The organism is Nocardioides sp., from assembly GCF_047607185.1.
In the GTDB taxonomy this organism is placed as follows: domain Bacteria; phylum Actinomycetota; class Actinomycetes; order Propionibacteriales; family Nocardioidaceae; genus Nocardioides.
This window is the reverse complement of sequence record NZ_JASGDQ010000133.1, coordinates 1-13,719: the sequence shown is the minus strand read 5'-3', so window position 1 is coordinate 13,719 and position 13,719 is coordinate 1. Positions and strand designations below refer to the sequence as shown.

Sequence of the window (13,719 nt, the reverse complement as noted above, 5' to 3'; positions counted from 1 at the left end):
TGTCCACGAAAGCCTCCAGAGCTTGAGTTGGTTCGCAACACCGACTCTTGGACACCCTCGACCTATTTCACCCTCGCCACACCGGCCCCAGCCCTTGGAATAAGTCATCTAGGGCCGCTGTTGGCGCTGCGGCGTGGCTGACACCTGCCGGTGGCGCTCGGCGCGCTCGCGGCTCGTGCACGGGCATGTTCTGGGCATGAAAAGGCCCCCCACGCACGTGGGGTGGAGTCCCGCTTGGCCTTGCTGGCTGAGCGGGTCTGGGCATGAAAAGGCCCCCCACGCACCCGGCAGAGCTCGCTTATCCTTGCTGCCTTCCGGCCCTGGGGAGATTCGGCAAGATGCCGCCACATGGGGGGTTCCCCGCAGTGTAGGCGAGCCCGGTCGGGACGCCCAAGTCAGGCCCGCTCGGTGGTCGAGCGCCGCCAGATACCGTCGAGGGCGGTGCGGCCGGGGGCTGTCGGCGCGGGCTACTAGTGTTGCCGCGTGGAGTCCCCTCTAGCGCTATACCGCCGCTATCGGCCCGAGACGTTTGCCGAGGTCATCGGCCAGGATCACGTCACGACGCCGCTGCGCGCCGCGCTGGCCAACAACCGGGTCAACCACGCCTATCTGTTCTCCGGTCCCCGCGGCTGCGGCAAGACCACCTCGGCCCGCATCCTGGCCCGGGCGCTCAACTGCGAGCAGGCCCCCGTCGCCGACCCGTGCGGCGAGTGCGAGTCGTGCCGCGACCTGGCCCGCGGCGGCCCGGGCAGCATCGACGTCATCGAGATCGACGCCGCCTCGCACGGCGGTGTCGACGACGCCCGCGACCTGCGTGAGAAGGCCTTCTTCGCGCCGGTGAAGAGCCGCTACAAGGTCTACATCATCGACGAGGCCCATATGGTCTCCACCCAGGGCTTCAACGCCCTGCTCAAGCTCGTCGAGGAGCCGCCGGAGCACCTCCGCTTCATCTTCGCCACCACCGAGCCGGAGAAGGTCATCCCGACCATCCGCTCGCGCACCCACCACTATCCGTTCCGGCTGATCCCGCCGCGGCTGCTGTCGTCCTATCTCGCCGAGATCTGCGAGAAGGAGGGCGTCCATGTCGAGCCCGCCGCGCTGCCGCTGATCGTGCGCGCCGGCGCCGGCTCGGCTCGGGACACCCTCTCGGTGATGGACCAGCTGCTCGGCGGCGCGGGTCCCGAGGGCGTCACCTACGACCTGGCTGCCGGCCTGCTGGGCTACACCCCCGACACCCTGCTCGACGAGGTGGTCGACGCGTTCGCGGCCGGTGACGGCTCGGCTGTCTTCGGCGTGGTGGACAAGGTCGTCGAGACCGGCCAGGACCCCCGACGCTTCACCGAGGACCTGCTGCGCCGGCTGCGCGACCTCGTCATCGTCTCCGCGGTCCCGGACGCCCCGGCGACCGGCCTCATCGACGTCACCGAGGACGCCGGCGAGCGGCTGGTCGCCCAGGCCGCCCGGTTCGGTGCCGCCGAGCTCTCCCGGGCAGCCGACCTGGTCGCCACCGGGCTGACCGAGATGCGCGGAGCCACCGCGCCCCGGCTGCTGCTCGAGCTCGTCATGGCACGGGTGCTGCTGCCGGGCGCCGACCACGGCACGGAGGGGCTGGCCGCCCGGCTCGACCGTCTGGAGCGGCGCCTCTCCGTGAGCGGTACGCCGTCCACGGCCTCGGCCGCCCCGCCGGAGCCGCCCGCACAGGACCGCCCGGTCCGTGCCCCCAGTGTCGGCGCTTCCGTCGACCACCCCACCGCTCCTGACGCTGCCTCTGCCGGCACGGCCGCTGCGCCGGGCGGGGCCACTTTCGAGCCCGTCGTCCGCGACACGCCGGTCGCGGCTGCGGCGAGTCGCTCGGATTCGCCGCAGGAAGTGGCCCCGCCGGTCGGCGGCCTCTCGCTGGTCGACGTGCGCCGGGTCTGGCCCGACATCGTGGAGGCGACCAAGACCCGCCGGCGGGTGGCCTGGATGCACCTCACCCAGAACTGCCAGGTCCTCGGCCTGGCCGGCAACGTCCTCACCCTCGGTTTCGTCAACGCCGGCGCCCGCGACTCCTTCGTCAGTGGCGGCTGCGATGCGGTGCTGCGCCAGGCCGCGGTCGACGTCGTCGGCGCCGACTGGCGGATCGAGGCGATCATCGACCAGGGCGCTCAGGTCGGCGTACCGGCTGCCGAGTCCGCCCCGCCGCCGAGCGCGCCCCAGCAGAGCGCGCCCCAGCAGAGCGTGCCCCAGCAGAGCGTGCCTCAGCAGAGCGCATCCGAGACCAGCGCGCCCCCGTCGAGCCCATCCCCGTCGAGCCAGCCTCAGCCCGACGCTGACGAGCCGCCGCCGTCCGAGCCCCCGCCCTGGGCGGTGGACGAGGAGCCGCCGAGCGCCGTCGCCGCGGCCCGGGAGGCGATCCAGCCCACCCGCGCCGGCGGCGCGCCTCCGAGCACCGCCGACGACCTGCGGCAGGCCGACGCCGAGGTCAGCCCCGACGACGCCGTGCTCGACCCAGGTCTGGGCGGTGCCGAGCTGCTCCAGCGAGAGCTCGGCGCCCAGATCATCGAAGAGATCAAGCACCAGTGAGAGAGTTGAGCCATGACTGAGAACCCGTTCGGCGGCTTCGACCTCAACGCGCTGCTGGAGCAGGCGCAGGCGATGCAGGACCAGCTCGCCAGCGCCCAGGAGCGGCTGGCGGAGGCGAGCGTCGACGGCACCGTCGCGGGCGGCGCGGTCACCGTGACCGTCAACGGCGTCGGCGAGCTCAAGGGCGTCGACATCAAGGCCGACGAATTCGACGGCGGCGACCCCGACAGCCTCGCCGACCTCGGCGATCTGATCGTCGCCGCCTACCGCGACGCCAAGGCGCAGGCCGACGCGCTGGCCAGCCAGTCCCTCGGCCCGCTCGCCGGCGGCCTCGGCGAGCCCGGCGGGCAGCCCGGCCCATTCCAGCTCGGGTTCTGAGCACTGATGTATGAGGGTGTCGTCCAAGACCTCATCGACGAGCTGGGCAGACTCCCCGGCGTCGGCCCCAAGAGCGCCCAGCGCATCGCCTTCCACCTGCTGCAGGCCGACCCCGTCGACGTACGGCGACTGGCGGACGTGCTCGTCGAGGTGAAGCAGAAGGTCAGGTTCTGCAAGGTGTGCTTCAACGTCTCCGAGGAGGAGACCTGCCGGATCTGCCGCGACCCTCGCCGAGACCCGAGCGTGCTCTGCGTGGTCGAGGAGTACAAGGACGTCGTGGCGATCGAGAAGACCCGCGAATACCGGGGCCGCTATCACGTGCTCGGCGGGGCGATCAGTCCGATCGACGGCGTCGGTCCCGACCAGCTGCGCATCAAGGAGCTGATGAGCCGGCTCGGCGACAGCCAGATCACCGAGGTCATCCTCGCCACCGACCCCAACCTGGAGGGCGAGGCCACGGCGACCTATCTCACCAGACAGCTCGGTCCGTTCGGTCTGAAGGTGACCCGGCTAGCCAGCGGCCTGCCCGTCGGCGGAGACTTGGAGTACGCCGACGAGGTCACCCTCGGCCGGGCGTTCGCGGGACGGAGAGAGGCATGACAGAACAGGACCTCGCGGAGCAGATCGCTGACCAGGTCGAGTCCTTCCTGCTCGCCGTCAGGGCGGTCGGGCAGGAGGCCGACCCCGGCTCCGCCGTACCGCTGCTGCTGTTGGAGGTCTCCCAGGTGCTGCTGGCCGGCGCCCGGCTCGGCGCGCACCAGGACTTCGAGCCGCGCGAGGAGTACCAGCCCGACGTCGGCCCGGAGGCCGACGTGGAAGAGCTGCGGCTGCGGCTCGCGGAGATGCTGGGCGACGCCGACACCTACAGCTTCGTCTTCGACCCCTACAACCCCGAGGTGGTCGTCAGCCAGCTCTCCGACGACATCACCAGCATCGTCACCGACCTGGAGAACGGCCTGCGCCACTTCCGACTCGGCAATGTCGACGAGGCGCTGTGGTGGTGGCAGTTCTCCTACGTCTCCAACTGGGGCAACCTGGCCGGCGCCGTCCTCAACGCGCTGCTGACCGTGGTCGCCCACGACCGGCTCGACGTCGAGTTCACCGGCGAGGACGAGGAGATCCAGGCGGCCGTCGACATCCTCGACGTCTGAGACGCCCGGGGGAACCGGTGACGCGCGCCCGGTAGACTTCTCGGGTCCCAGTGAAGCCCAGGTAAGGAACGTGTCGTGGGCATCGTCGTCCAGAAGTATGGCGGCTCGTCGGTCGCCGACGCGGCCGGCGTCAAGCGGGTCGCCCAGCGCATCGTCAACACCAAGAAGGCGGGGCACGACGTCGTCGTGGTCGTCTCGGCGATGGGCGACACCACCGACGAGCTGATCGACCTGGCGAACGAGGTCTCGCCGCTGCCGCCACCGCGCGAGCTCGACATGCTGCTCACCGCCGGCGAGCGCATCTCGATGGCGGTCGTCGCGATGGCGATCCAGAGCCTGGGCTACGAGGCGCGTTCCTTCACCGGCTCACAGGCGGGCATGATCACCGACGCCGAGCACGGCCGCGCCAAGATCATCGACGTCCGCCCGGGCCGGATCACCGAGGCGGTGGCCGACGGCGCCATCGCCATCGTGGCCGGCTTCCAGGGCGTCTCGCAGACCACCAAGGACATCACCACGCTCGGCCGCGGCGGCTCCGACACCACCGCCGTCGCGCTGGCCGTCGCGCTGGGCGCCGAGGTCTGCGAGATCTACTCCGACGTCGACGGCATCTTCACCGCCGACCCCCGCATCGAGCCCCGCGCCCACAAGATCCCCCGCATCTCGTATGAGGAGACGCTGGAGATGGCCGCGCAGGGCGCCAAGATCCTTCACCTGCGGTGCGTGGAGTACGCCCGCCGCTACGACATGCCGATCCACGTCCGTTCCTCCTTCTCCGAGAAGGAGGGCACCTGGGTGGTCAAGGCCGCCGATGTCACCGCCGTCGATCCCGATAGCCCGGAGGGCCACATGGAAGCAGCCATCATCACCGGCGTCGCGCACGATCGCAGCCAGGCCAAGGTCACCGTCGTCGGCGTGCCCGACAAGGTGGGCGAGGCGGCCGGGATCTTCCGCGCTCTCGCCGACGCGCAGATCAACCTCGACATGATCGTGCAGAACGTCTCCGCCGCCGCCACCGGGCTGACCGACATCTCGTTCACGCTGCCGCGCGGCGAGGGCCAGGAGGCGATGACGGCGCTGGCCCGGCTGCAGGACACCGTCGGCTATGAGCGCCTGCAGTACGACGACTCGGTCGGCAAGGTCTCCATCGTCGGCGCCGGCATGAGCAGCGCCCCCGGCATCGCCGCCCGGTTCTTCGAGGTGCTCTCCGAGGCCGGCGTCAACATCGAGATGATCTCCACCTCGGAGATCCGGGTCTCGGTCATCGTCACCGAGACGCAGGTCGAGGCGGCCGTCAACGCCGCCCACGAGGCCTTCGACCTCGGCACCGACGAGGTCGAGGCAGTCGTCTACGGAGGCACCGGACGATGAGGCTCGGTGTGGTGGGCGCGACCGGTCAGGTCGGCGTCGCGATGCGGCGGATCCTCGCCGAGCGGGACTTCCCGGTCGACGAGATCCGGTTCTTCTCCTCCGCCAAGTCGGCCGGCAAGACGCTGGAGTTCGAGGGCCGGGAGGTGACGGTCGAGGACGCCGCCACGGCGGATCCGACCGGTCTCGACGTCGCGCTCTTCTCCGCCGGTGCCACCGCCTCCCGGGCGCTGGCACCGAGGTTCGTCGACGCCGGCGTGATCGTGGTCGACAACTCGAGCGCGTTCCGCAAGGACCCCGCGATCCCGCTGGTGGTCTCCGAGGTCAACCCCGACGCCGCCCGGCCGGTGATCGAGGCCGGCCGAGGCATCATCGCCAACCCCAACTGCACCACTATGGCGGCGATGCCGGTGCTCAAGCCGCTCCACGACCACGCCATCCTCAAGCGGCTGGTCGTCTCGACCTATCAGGCCGTGTCCGGCTCCGGCATCGCCGGCGTCTCCGCGCTGGCCGACGAGATCGCCGCCGTCGGCGACAAGGCCCGCGAGCTCGCCTACGACGGCGAGGCGGTCGCCTTCCCCGAGCCGTCGGTCTACCGGCGCACCATCGCCTACAACGTGCTGCCGTTCGCCGGCAACCTCGTCGACGACGGGCTGAACGAGACCGACGAGGAGCAGAAGCTCCGCAACGAGTCCCGCAAGATCCTCGGCATCCCCGACCTGCTGGTCTCCGGCATCTGCGTGCGGGTCCCGGTCTTCACCGGCCACTCGCTGTCGATCAACGCCGAGTTCGAGCGCTCGCTCACCCCGGCCGACGCGCTGGCGCTGCTCGAGGGTGCGCCGGGGGTGGCGATCGCCGACATCCCCACCCCGCTCCAGGCGGCCGGCAAGGACCCGTCGTACGTCGGCCGGATCCGCACCGACGAGGGCGTCCCCGACAACTGCGGCCTGGCGCTGTTCGTGAGCAACGACAACCTCCGCAAGGGTGCCGCGCTCAATACCGTGCAGATAGCCGAGCTGGTCGCTAGGGGTTGATATAGGCCGTGGTGACCCAGTGGCTGAGCAGGTAGGCCGCAACGGTCAGCACCAGCACGGCCACGGCGCCCGACCAGTCGTCGATCGCGTCGAGCAGGAACAGCACGGTCAGCACCGACACCAGCGCGACCGCCAGGAAGCTGATGCTGCCGCTGGCCTGTACGCCGCCGAGCCGCAGCAGCGCGGCGCCGGCCAGCCAGGCCACGACGACGATCGCCAGCAGCAGTGGGAATCCCGGCCCACCGCAGCTGCTGGTGCCGCGCAGTGACTCGCAGCCGCGGAGGCCGCCGAGGGTGGCGAGCACCAGGAAGGCGCCCACCAGAGCGCCGGTGAGCCCGGCCGCGAGATGCCCGTCGGGCAGCGTCAGCGACCTGGTCGCCGGCTCGACGCGCTCTGAGACTCCAGACTTCCGCTCCGGCTTGGGCTTGCGCCGCAGCGACGGCGCCTCCAACGACGGCTTGCGCTCTGACCCCATGGTTGCCGAGTGTGCCACGTCCGGGCCGGCTGCGCCGTAGGGTGAGTGACATGCTGAGGTTCGACTTCGGGGCTCGCTCCGATACCGGCCTGGTGCGTCACAACAACGAGGACGCCGGCTTCGCCGGTCCCTACTTGCTGCTCGTCGCCGACGGTGTCGGGGGAGCGGCGGCCGGCGAGGTCGCCTCGGCCACCGCGGCGTACGTCGTCGCGGCGATGGCCCGTGCCCACCTGTTCCGGCACCCGGCGGCGCTGCTCGCCGCCGCGGTCGCGGAGGCCCACCACCAGCTCCAGCTCGGCGTCGCGGACCACGCCGAGCGCGACGGCATGGCCACCACGCTGACCGCGGTGCTGCTCGAGGGCGGCCATGCCGCCATCGCCCACCTCGGCGACTCCCGCGCCTACCTGCTCCGCGACGGCGAGCTCACCCGCCTCACCAGCGACCACACCCTGGTCCAGGCGATGGTCGACGAGGGCCGGATCACGCCCGAGCAGGCGCGCGAGCACCCGTACCGCTCGGTGGTGGTCCGCTCCCTCAACCACGAGCTGGCCCAGCCGCCCGACCTCGGCGAGATCGACCTGCTCGTCGGCGACCGGCTGCTGCTGTGCAGCGACGGCCTGACCGACTATGTCGACGAGCCGGAGGTCGCCACCCTGCTCGGCGCCGGCCCCGACGTGTTGGCTGTCGCGACCGCGCTCGTCGACGCGGCCCTCGCCGCCGAGTCCCGGGACAATGTCACCTGCCTGGTGGCCGACGTCGTGGACGGGCCCGAGGTGGTCGGTGACGGCGTCATCCTCGGCGCCCTGGCCGACCCCGGGCTGGTCGTCGATCCCGCCGCCGTACGACGGCGCGGTTGAGTGGTCACTTCTGCCGCTGGTTCGGCGATTTCGGTGGCAGAAGTGACCACTCAACCACTGGCCGACCGCCGCTGATGTCCCGAGACATCACCTGGTCGGGGTGACAGGATTTGAACCTGCGGCCTCTTCGTCCCGAACGAAGCGCGCTACCAAGCTGCGCCACACCCCGATCGTGAGCCTCGACGGCTCACAAGCACGTGAGCATAGCGACTTTACAGTCCGGGACTGTAATCGGTAGCGACCAGGGTGAGCAGGGTGGCCTCGGGCCGGCAGGCGACCCGGAACCGGGTGTAGGGGTTGGCGCCGAGGCCGGCCGAGACGTGCAGCCAGGAGGAGCCGGGCTCGCCCGGCTGGGAGTCGGCAGGGTGGCGGTGCAGGCCACGGGCGCGGGCGGGCTCGAGGTCGCAGTTGGTGGTCAGCGCCCGGCCTGGCCCCCAGATTCCATACCGGGGCAGGCAGACCTGCCCACCGTGGGTATGGCCGGCGATGATCGCGTCGTAGCCGTCGGCGGCGAACTGGTCCAGCACGCGGAGGTACGGCGCATGGGTGATGCCCAGCCGCAGGTCGGCGTCGGGGTCGGCCGGCCCGGCGACGCTGGCGAGTCGGTCGTAGCCCAGATGCGGGTCGTCCACGCCGGCGAATCCGACCGCGAGGTCGCGGATCCTCAGCGAGCCGAGCGCGTTGGTGAGATCGAGCCAGCCCGCCTTGGTGAACGACCCGACCAGGTCCTCCCAGGGCAGCCGCGCGTTGCCGGTGGCCCGCCGGCCGTCGTCGGGCAGCAGGTAGCGCAGCGGGTTGCGCAGCGACGGCGCGAAGTAGTCGTTGGAGCCGAGCACGAAGACCCCGGGCACGTCGAGCAGCGGGCCGAGGGCGTCGAGCAGCACCGGCACCGAGTCGGGGTGGGAAAGGTTGTCGCCGGTGTTGACCACCAGGTCGGGACGCAGCACGGACAGCCCGGAGAGCCACTCGACCTTGCGCCGCTGAGTGGGCAGCAGGTGGATGTCGGACAGATGCAGCATCCGCACCGGGGCGGCCCCCTCGGGCAGCACCGGGACGCTCAACTGCCGCAGGGTGTACTGCCGAGCCTCCCAGGCCGCGTAGCCGGCGAGTCCGGCGGCCGCGGCGAGCGAGGCCGCGGCCGTCGTACCGAAAATGCGTGCGAGGCCCACACGACAAGGCTGCCACAATGGACCACGTGAACCTCAAGGACCAGCTGCGCTCCGACCTCACCACCGCCATGAAGGCGCGCGACGAGGTCCGCTCCTCCACGTTGCGGATGGTGCTGACCGCCATCACCAACGCCGAGGTGTCCGGCAAGCAGGCGCGAGAGCTCTCCGACGACGAGATCATCGGCGTGCTCTCCAGCGAGGCCAAGAAGCGCCGTGAGGCGGCGACCGCGTTCGCCGAGGGTGGTCGCGCCGAGAGCGCCGCCAAGGAGACCGCCGAGGCGGCGGTGATCGCCGACTACCTGCCGGCGCAGCTCTCCGAGGCTGAGATCGCCGCCCTGGTCACCGAGACCATCGCCGAGCTCGGCGTGGCCGGTGACGGCATGAAGGCGATGGGCCGGGTCATGGGCGCATTGCAGCCTCGGATCAGGGGTCGCGCCGACGGCGGCGCGGTCTCCGCAGAGGTCAAGCGTCAGCTGGGCTGAGTGTCGAGCTTGGCTAGGGAAGTGCTGATCAATCCCGCCTGCTGCGCGCCGGCGCCATTGATCAGCACTAGCGGCCGCCCCGGCCGCCCCTGCCCTTGCCGCCCTTCTTGCCCTTGGACTTCTTCGGCTCGGGGCCCTGGGAGACGTAGATCGTGATGACGCTGTGCGGCGGCGCGGAACTACTGGGGTAGGTGTAGGCCGCGCCGCCGACGTACACGCCGGAGTAGACCCGCGGTCCGACGATCGGGGTGAAGCCGGCCGATCGGAGCCTCGCCTTGGCCGCGGAGAGGGACATCCCGCTTACGCTCGGCACCCGGACCGTCTTGCCGTCGACGACCTCCGGGGTGGGCGCGACGAAGTCCTCGGCATTCAGGCCGTCGTCGATGGCGTGCATCGCCTCGGCCCACATCGGTCCGGCGAAGCCGGAGCCCGAGACGTTGTGGTAGCTGCCGGCGACGAGTTGGTTCTGCAATGTGATCGGCTGACCCTTGGAGTTGGCGCCGGCGATCATCGCCGCGGTCGCGATCTGCGGGGTGTAGCCCATGAACCACACCGACATGCCGTCCTGAGTGGTGCCGGTCTTCCCAGCGGAGGGCACCGTCTCGCCGGCGGCGTTGGTCAGGTTGGTGCCACCGGAGGTGTAGCCGAAGCCGCCGGGCTCCTGGACGCCGCGGAGCACGTCGCTGACGCCGTCGGCGGTGGTCTGCTGCATCACCTGCTGGCAGGACGGGTCGTAGGTCTTGACGACATTGCCGGCCGAGTCGTCGATCTCGGTGACCGGCCGGTTGTCGCAGTGCAGCCCCCGGGCGCCGAAGGTGGCGTAGGCCTCGGCCATCTCCAGCGGGCTCACGTTGACCACCCCGAGGGTGAAGGAGGGGATCCGCTCGGCGCCGTTGCCGTTGGCGTCGCCTGTGGGGTTGGTCAGCTTGATGCCCATCGCCTTGGCGAGCCGGTAGGGGGCACAGACGCCGGTGATCTGCTCGAGCTGGGCATAGAAGGTGTTCACCGACTGGCGAGTGCCGGTGTAGACGTCCATCCGGCCGCTCCTGGTGGAGTTGCTCACCGGCCAGTCGCCCACGAAGCCGGGCTCGCCGGGACAGTTCTGGAAGGTGGAGGTGTCGAACGTCATCGGGGAGCGGGCGTCGAGCGTCGTCTTCAGGCCGACGTTGTCCTCGATCGCCTGCGCGAGCACGAACGCCTTGAACGTCGAGCCTGCCTGGAAGCCGGCGGAGTCGCCGAGCTCCTGCGGCACCACGTAGTTGAGGTAGGTCTCGCCCTTGCCGGCGTCGGCGCCCATCGGCCGTGACTGCGCCAACGCGAGCACGTCGCCGGTGCCGGGCTCGACCATCGCGATGCCGCCGATGGCATTGTCGGTGGCGTAGACGTTGTCGCTGACGGCGGTGTCGGCGGCCTTCTGGTCGGCCATCCGCAGTGTCGTCTTGATGGTCAGGCCACCGGTCTCGAGCAGGTTCTCCCGCTCGTCGGGGGTGCGGCCCAGTGCCGGGTCCTGCTTGAGCCAGCGCAGCACGTAGTCACAGAAGAACGCGGCCTTGCTGCTGACACAGCCGTTCTGGTTGTCCTTGACGGAGAGCCCGAGCGGCTCGGCCTTGGCCGCCTCCGCCTCGGCGTCGGTGATCACCTGGAGCTGCGCCATCCGGTCGAGCACGACGTTGCGGCGGGCCAGCGCCCGGTCGGGGGAACTGGTCGGGTCGAAGCCGGTGGGGTTCTTGACCAGGCCGGCCAGCAGCGCGGCCTGGGTCAGGGTGAGCTTGCTCGCGTCGGTGTTGAAGTAGTGCTTGGCGGCCACCTGCACGCCGTACGCCCCGTCGCCGAAGTAGGCGATGTTGAGATAGCGCTCGAGGATCCAGCTCTTGGAGTGGTTCTGCTCCAGCGCGATCGCGTAGCGCAGCTCCTGGAGCTTGCGCTGGTAGGTCTCCTCGGTCGCCGCCTTGCGCTCCTCGTCGGTGGTGGCCTCGTTGATCAGCGTCTGCTTCACCAACTGCTGGGTGATCGAGGACCCGCCCTGCACCACGCCGCCGTTGGCCTTGTTGGTGATCAGTGCCCGCACCGTGCCCTTCAGGTCGAGCGCGCCGTGCTGGTAGAAGCGGTAGTCCTCGATCGAGAGCAGCGCCTGGACCATCGTCTCCGAGACCTGGTCGAGCGCCCGGTTGGTGCGGTTCTGATTGTCGGCGTAGATCCAGGTGATCAGCTTGCCGTCGGCGTCGACGATCTTGCTCCGCTGAGGGAGCTCGCCGGTCTTGAGCTCCTCGGGCAGGTCGTCCATGCTGCGCGCCACCTTGCGCGCGCCGAGGCCGGCCACCCCGGCGAGCGGGACGGCGAGGCCGGCAACCACGACGCCCAGGATCGCCGCGACGGCCAGCATCACCAGTAGGTGAGGCAGCACGCGGGAGGCCGGCAGACGGTCGGACCGGGGTCGGGACATGCGCTCTAGGGTAGCGACCTCACCCGAGCCGGGCTCTTCGGCGAACCGGGTGGTCCGGGGTGGGATGATCCGGCAGAACTAGTCAGTTCGGGCTATCGAACTTGGGTCGAACGAGTCTGTCCCGCGCGGAAATGTCTCTCTTAACTTGTTGGTATCGGGAAATCAGGTCGATCGTCGTTCGAGGACGACGGGGGTCGATCCAGGGAGTTTGGGGACACGAATGTGGGTCGATGACTGGGCGCCGAGGGCCGCCTGCCGCACGGAACAGCCTGACATGCTGTTTGTGCGCGGGGCCGAGCAGAACAAGGTCAAGCAGGTCTGTGCGGCCTGTCCGGTGAAGACCGAGTGCCTGGCCGAGGCGCTCGACAACCAGATCGAATGGGGCGTCTGGGGCGGGATGACCGAGCGCGAGCGCCGGGCCCTGCTCCGCCGCAAGCCGAGCGCCTCGTGGCGCGCCGTGCTGGAGGCGGCGCGAACCAAGGAGAGCGCGGACCTCTAATCGGACTCGGCGGCGAGGAGCGAGCCGACCTCGCGCAGCCCGTCGAGATCGTGTACGTCGCCCGCGAGAGCGGGCACCACCGTGGTCGCCACCCGAGGATGAGCGGCCGCGAACCCAAGCCGTAGCCGCCGCTCCCGGTCGACGAGGACCATCCGGTCGGCGTGCAACCGCAGCAGCCCGGCGGTGAGGCTGTCGGGATCCTCGGCCTTGAGCCGCTCCGCCGCGGCGATCGCGCCGGCCGCCGTCAGGTCCTCGCCAGGCACCGTGGTGGCCCGGTTGACGACCAGGCCCGCCAGCGGCATCCGGTCACCGGAGAGCCGCTCCACGAAGTAGGCCGCCTCCCGGAGCGCGTCGGACTCAGGCGTGGCGACCACCAGGAACGCGGTGCCGCGCGCCTGCAGCAGCGCGTAGGTCTGCTGGGCACGCTGACGGAAGCCGCCGAAGACGGTGTCGAGCGCCGACACGAAGGTCTGCAGGTCGGTCAGCACCTGGCCGCCGAGGACCTTGGTCAGCGCGCCGGTGATCAGCCCGAAGCCGGCCGTCATCAACCGCGCCGGGCCGCGGGCCGGCGCCAGCATCAGCCTGATGAACCGGCCGTCCAGGAAGCTCGAGAGCCGGTCCGGTGCATCGAGGAAGTCCAGCGCGCTCCGGCTGGGCGGGGTGTCGACGACGATCAGGTCGTAGTCGCCCTGTCGGTGCAGCTGCCCGAGCTTCTCCATCGCCATGTACTCCTGCGTCCCCGCGAACGAGCTCGACAGCGCGACGTAGAACGGGTTCTCCAGGATCTGCTTGGCCTTCTCCGGGCTGGCCTGGGCGAGCACCACCTCGTCGAAGGTGCGCTTCATGTCGAGCATCATCGCGTCGAGGCTGCCGTCCCCACCGACGCCGGCAACCGGCCGTGGCGTGTTGTCGAGCTGCTCGATGCCCATGGACTGCGCCAGCCGCCGGGCGGGGTCGATGGTCAGCACGACGACCTTGCGGCCGCGCTCGGCGGCCCGCAGCGCGAGCGCCGCGCTCGTCGTGGTCTTGCCGACCCCGCCGGAGCCGCAGCAGACCACGATGCGGGTCCGGGGGTCGCCGATGAGGGCATCGACGTCCAGTAGCGGCGTGGTTGTGGGGGTAGCGGCCAGCGGCCCCACCCTCGGGTTGTCCCTCATGCTGCCCATGACTCGCTCACTGGTCTACCTTCCTGATGTTGGCGCTTCCCGATGGAGCGTCAATGCACCCGAGGTGCCACCAGGTCATCGCCCTGCTCGCTCGACGCCGTTGATGTCCAGCATGAGATCTGCGAGGTCTGG

At 70.5% G+C, this 13,719-nt stretch carries 13 protein-coding genes, 1 tRNA gene and 1 other RNA gene; 9 read left to right on the top strand and 6 right to left on the bottom strand.

Annotation, left to right across the window (positions count from 1 at the left end):
- Positions 1-267: 267 nt before the first annotated feature.
- An RNA gene (gene ffs / locus QM595_RS15630) (signal recognition particle sRNA small type) lies at positions 268-358 on the bottom strand.
- Between the two features lie 125 nt (positions 359-483).
- Here ffs and QM595_RS15625 point away from each other — a divergent pair.
- The 6 genes from QM595_RS15625 (at position 484) to QM595_RS15600 (ending at position 6,496) form a co-directional block, all read left to right on the top strand.
- Positions 484-2,565 carry a DNA polymerase III subunit gamma and tau gene (locus QM595_RS15625; protein WP_415172500.1) on the top strand — a complete coding sequence of 694 codons (2,082 nt, stop codon included), beginning with the start codon at positions 484-486 and terminating at the stop codon, positions 2,563-2,565.
- 12 nt (positions 2,566-2,577) lie between these two features.
- Positions 2,578-2,943, top strand: coding sequence for a YbaB/EbfC family nucleoid-associated protein (locus QM595_RS15620; protein WP_415172499.1), 366 nt, complete (start codon positions 2,578-2,580; stop codon positions 2,941-2,943).
- Between the two features lie 6 nt (positions 2,944-2,949).
- Complete coding sequence (recR, locus tag QM595_RS15615) at positions 2,950-3,543, top strand: recombination mediator RecR (RefSeq protein WP_415172498.1); 594 nt, start codon at positions 2,950-2,952, stop codon at positions 3,541-3,543.
- Positions 3,540-4,094 carry a DUF5063 domain-containing protein gene (locus QM595_RS15610; protein WP_415172497.1) on the top strand — a complete coding sequence of 185 codons (555 nt, stop codon included), beginning with the start codon at positions 3,540-3,542 and terminating at the stop codon, positions 4,092-4,094. Before recR ends, QM595_RS15610 begins: the two co-directional genes overlap by 4 nt.
- 75 nt (positions 4,095-4,169) lie before the next feature.
- Positions 4,170-5,465, top strand: a complete 1,296-nt coding sequence (locus tag QM595_RS15605) for an aspartate kinase (RefSeq protein ID WP_415172496.1) — start codon at positions 4,170-4,172, stop codon at positions 5,463-5,465.
- The gene (locus tag QM595_RS15600) at positions 5,462-6,496 is read left to right on the top strand and encodes an aspartate-semialdehyde dehydrogenase (RefSeq protein WP_415172495.1); all 1,035 of its coding nucleotides are present in this window, start codon (positions 5,462-5,464) and stop codon (positions 6,494-6,496) included. The genes QM595_RS15605 and QM595_RS15600 overlap by 4 nt, the downstream gene beginning before the upstream one ends.
- Here the strand turns inward: QM595_RS15600 and QM595_RS15595 are convergent.
- A complete protein-coding gene (locus tag QM595_RS15595) occupies positions 6,486-6,971 on the bottom strand; it encodes a hypothetical protein (protein WP_415172494.1) in 486 nt (161 codons plus the stop codon). The two genes, QM595_RS15600 and QM595_RS15595, sit on opposite strands and share 11 nt — an antisense overlap.
- Before the next feature lie 50 nt (positions 6,972-7,021).
- Here QM595_RS15595 and QM595_RS15590 point away from each other — a divergent pair, with 50 nt between their 5' ends.
- Positions 7,022-7,828, top strand: a complete 807-nt coding sequence (locus QM595_RS15590; RefSeq protein WP_415172493.1) for a PP2C family protein-serine/threonine phosphatase — start codon at positions 7,022-7,024, stop codon at positions 7,826-7,828.
- A 92-nt stretch (positions 7,829-7,920) separates the two neighbouring features.
- Here QM595_RS15590 and QM595_RS15585 read toward each other — a convergent pair.
- Positions 7,921-7,997, bottom strand: a tRNA-Pro gene (locus QM595_RS15585).
- 43 nt (positions 7,998-8,040) lie between these two features.
- Positions 8,041-8,997 (bottom strand): metallophosphoesterase, encoded by a 957-nt coding sequence (locus QM595_RS15580; protein WP_415172492.1) that lies wholly within the window; start codon positions 8,995-8,997, stop codon positions 8,041-8,043.
- A gap of 17 nt (positions 8,998-9,014) precedes the next feature.
- Here QM595_RS15580 and QM595_RS15575 point away from each other — a divergent pair, with 17 nt between their 5' ends.
- Positions 9,015-9,479, top strand: coding sequence for a GatB/YqeY domain-containing protein (locus QM595_RS15575; RefSeq protein ID WP_415172491.1), 465 nt, complete (start codon positions 9,015-9,017; stop codon positions 9,477-9,479).
- Between the two features lie 67 nt (positions 9,480-9,546).
- Here the strand turns inward: QM595_RS15575 and QM595_RS15570 are convergent, their stop codons facing one another.
- Positions 9,547-11,922, bottom strand: a complete 2,376-nt coding sequence (locus QM595_RS15570; RefSeq protein WP_415172490.1) for a transglycosylase domain-containing protein — start codon at positions 11,920-11,922, stop codon at positions 9,547-9,549.
- A 220-nt stretch (positions 11,923-12,142) separates the two neighbouring features.
- On the opposite strand from QM595_RS15570, the gene QM595_RS15565 reads away from it, so the two are divergent.
- On the top strand, positions 12,143-12,421 hold the full coding sequence (locus QM595_RS15565; RefSeq protein WP_415172489.1) for a WhiB family transcriptional regulator: 279 nt from the start codon (positions 12,143-12,145) through the stop codon (positions 12,419-12,421).
- Here the strand turns inward: QM595_RS15565 and QM595_RS15560 are convergent.
- Entirely contained in the window at positions 12,418-13,578 is a 1,161-nt protein-coding gene (locus QM595_RS15560) for an ArsA family ATPase (protein WP_415172501.1), read from the bottom strand. The genes QM595_RS15565 and QM595_RS15560 overlap by 4 nt on opposite strands.
- Positions 13,579-13,719 lie beyond the last annotated feature (141 nt).

Coding starts and splice junctions, on each gene's coding strand:
- QM595_RS15600 (WP_415172495.1), top strand. CDS start 5,462: ATGAGGCTCGGTGTGGTGGGCGCGACCGGTCAGGTCGGCGTCGCGATG.
- QM595_RS15570 (WP_415172490.1), bottom strand. CDS start 11,922: ATGTCCCGACCCCGGTCCGACCGTCTGCCGGCCTCCCGCGTGCTGCCT.
- QM595_RS15565 (WP_415172489.1), top strand. CDS start 12,143: ATGTGGGTCGATGACTGGGCGCCGAGGGCCGCCTGCCGCACGGAACAG.
- QM595_RS15610 (WP_415172497.1), top strand. CDS start 3,540: ATGACAGAACAGGACCTCGCGGAGCAGATCGCTGACCAGGTCGAGTCC.
- QM595_RS15575 (WP_415172491.1), top strand. CDS start 9,015: ATGGACCACGTGAACCTCAAGGACCAGCTGCGCTCCGACCTCACCACC.
- QM595_RS15595 (WP_415172494.1), bottom strand. CDS start 6,971: ATGGGGTCAGAGCGCAAGCCGTCGTTGGAGGCGCCGTCGCTGCGGCGC.
- QM595_RS15590 (WP_415172493.1), top strand. CDS start 7,022: ATGCTGAGGTTCGACTTCGGGGCTCGCTCCGATACCGGCCTGGTGCGT.
- QM595_RS15560 (WP_415172501.1), bottom strand. CDS start 13,578: ATGAGGGACAACCCGAGGGTGGGGCCGCTGGCCGCTACCCCCACAACC.
- recR (WP_415172498.1), top strand. CDS start 2,950: ATGTATGAGGGTGTCGTCCAAGACCTCATCGACGAGCTGGGCAGACTC.
- QM595_RS15620 (WP_415172499.1), top strand. CDS start 2,578: ATGACTGAGAACCCGTTCGGCGGCTTCGACCTCAACGCGCTGCTGGAG.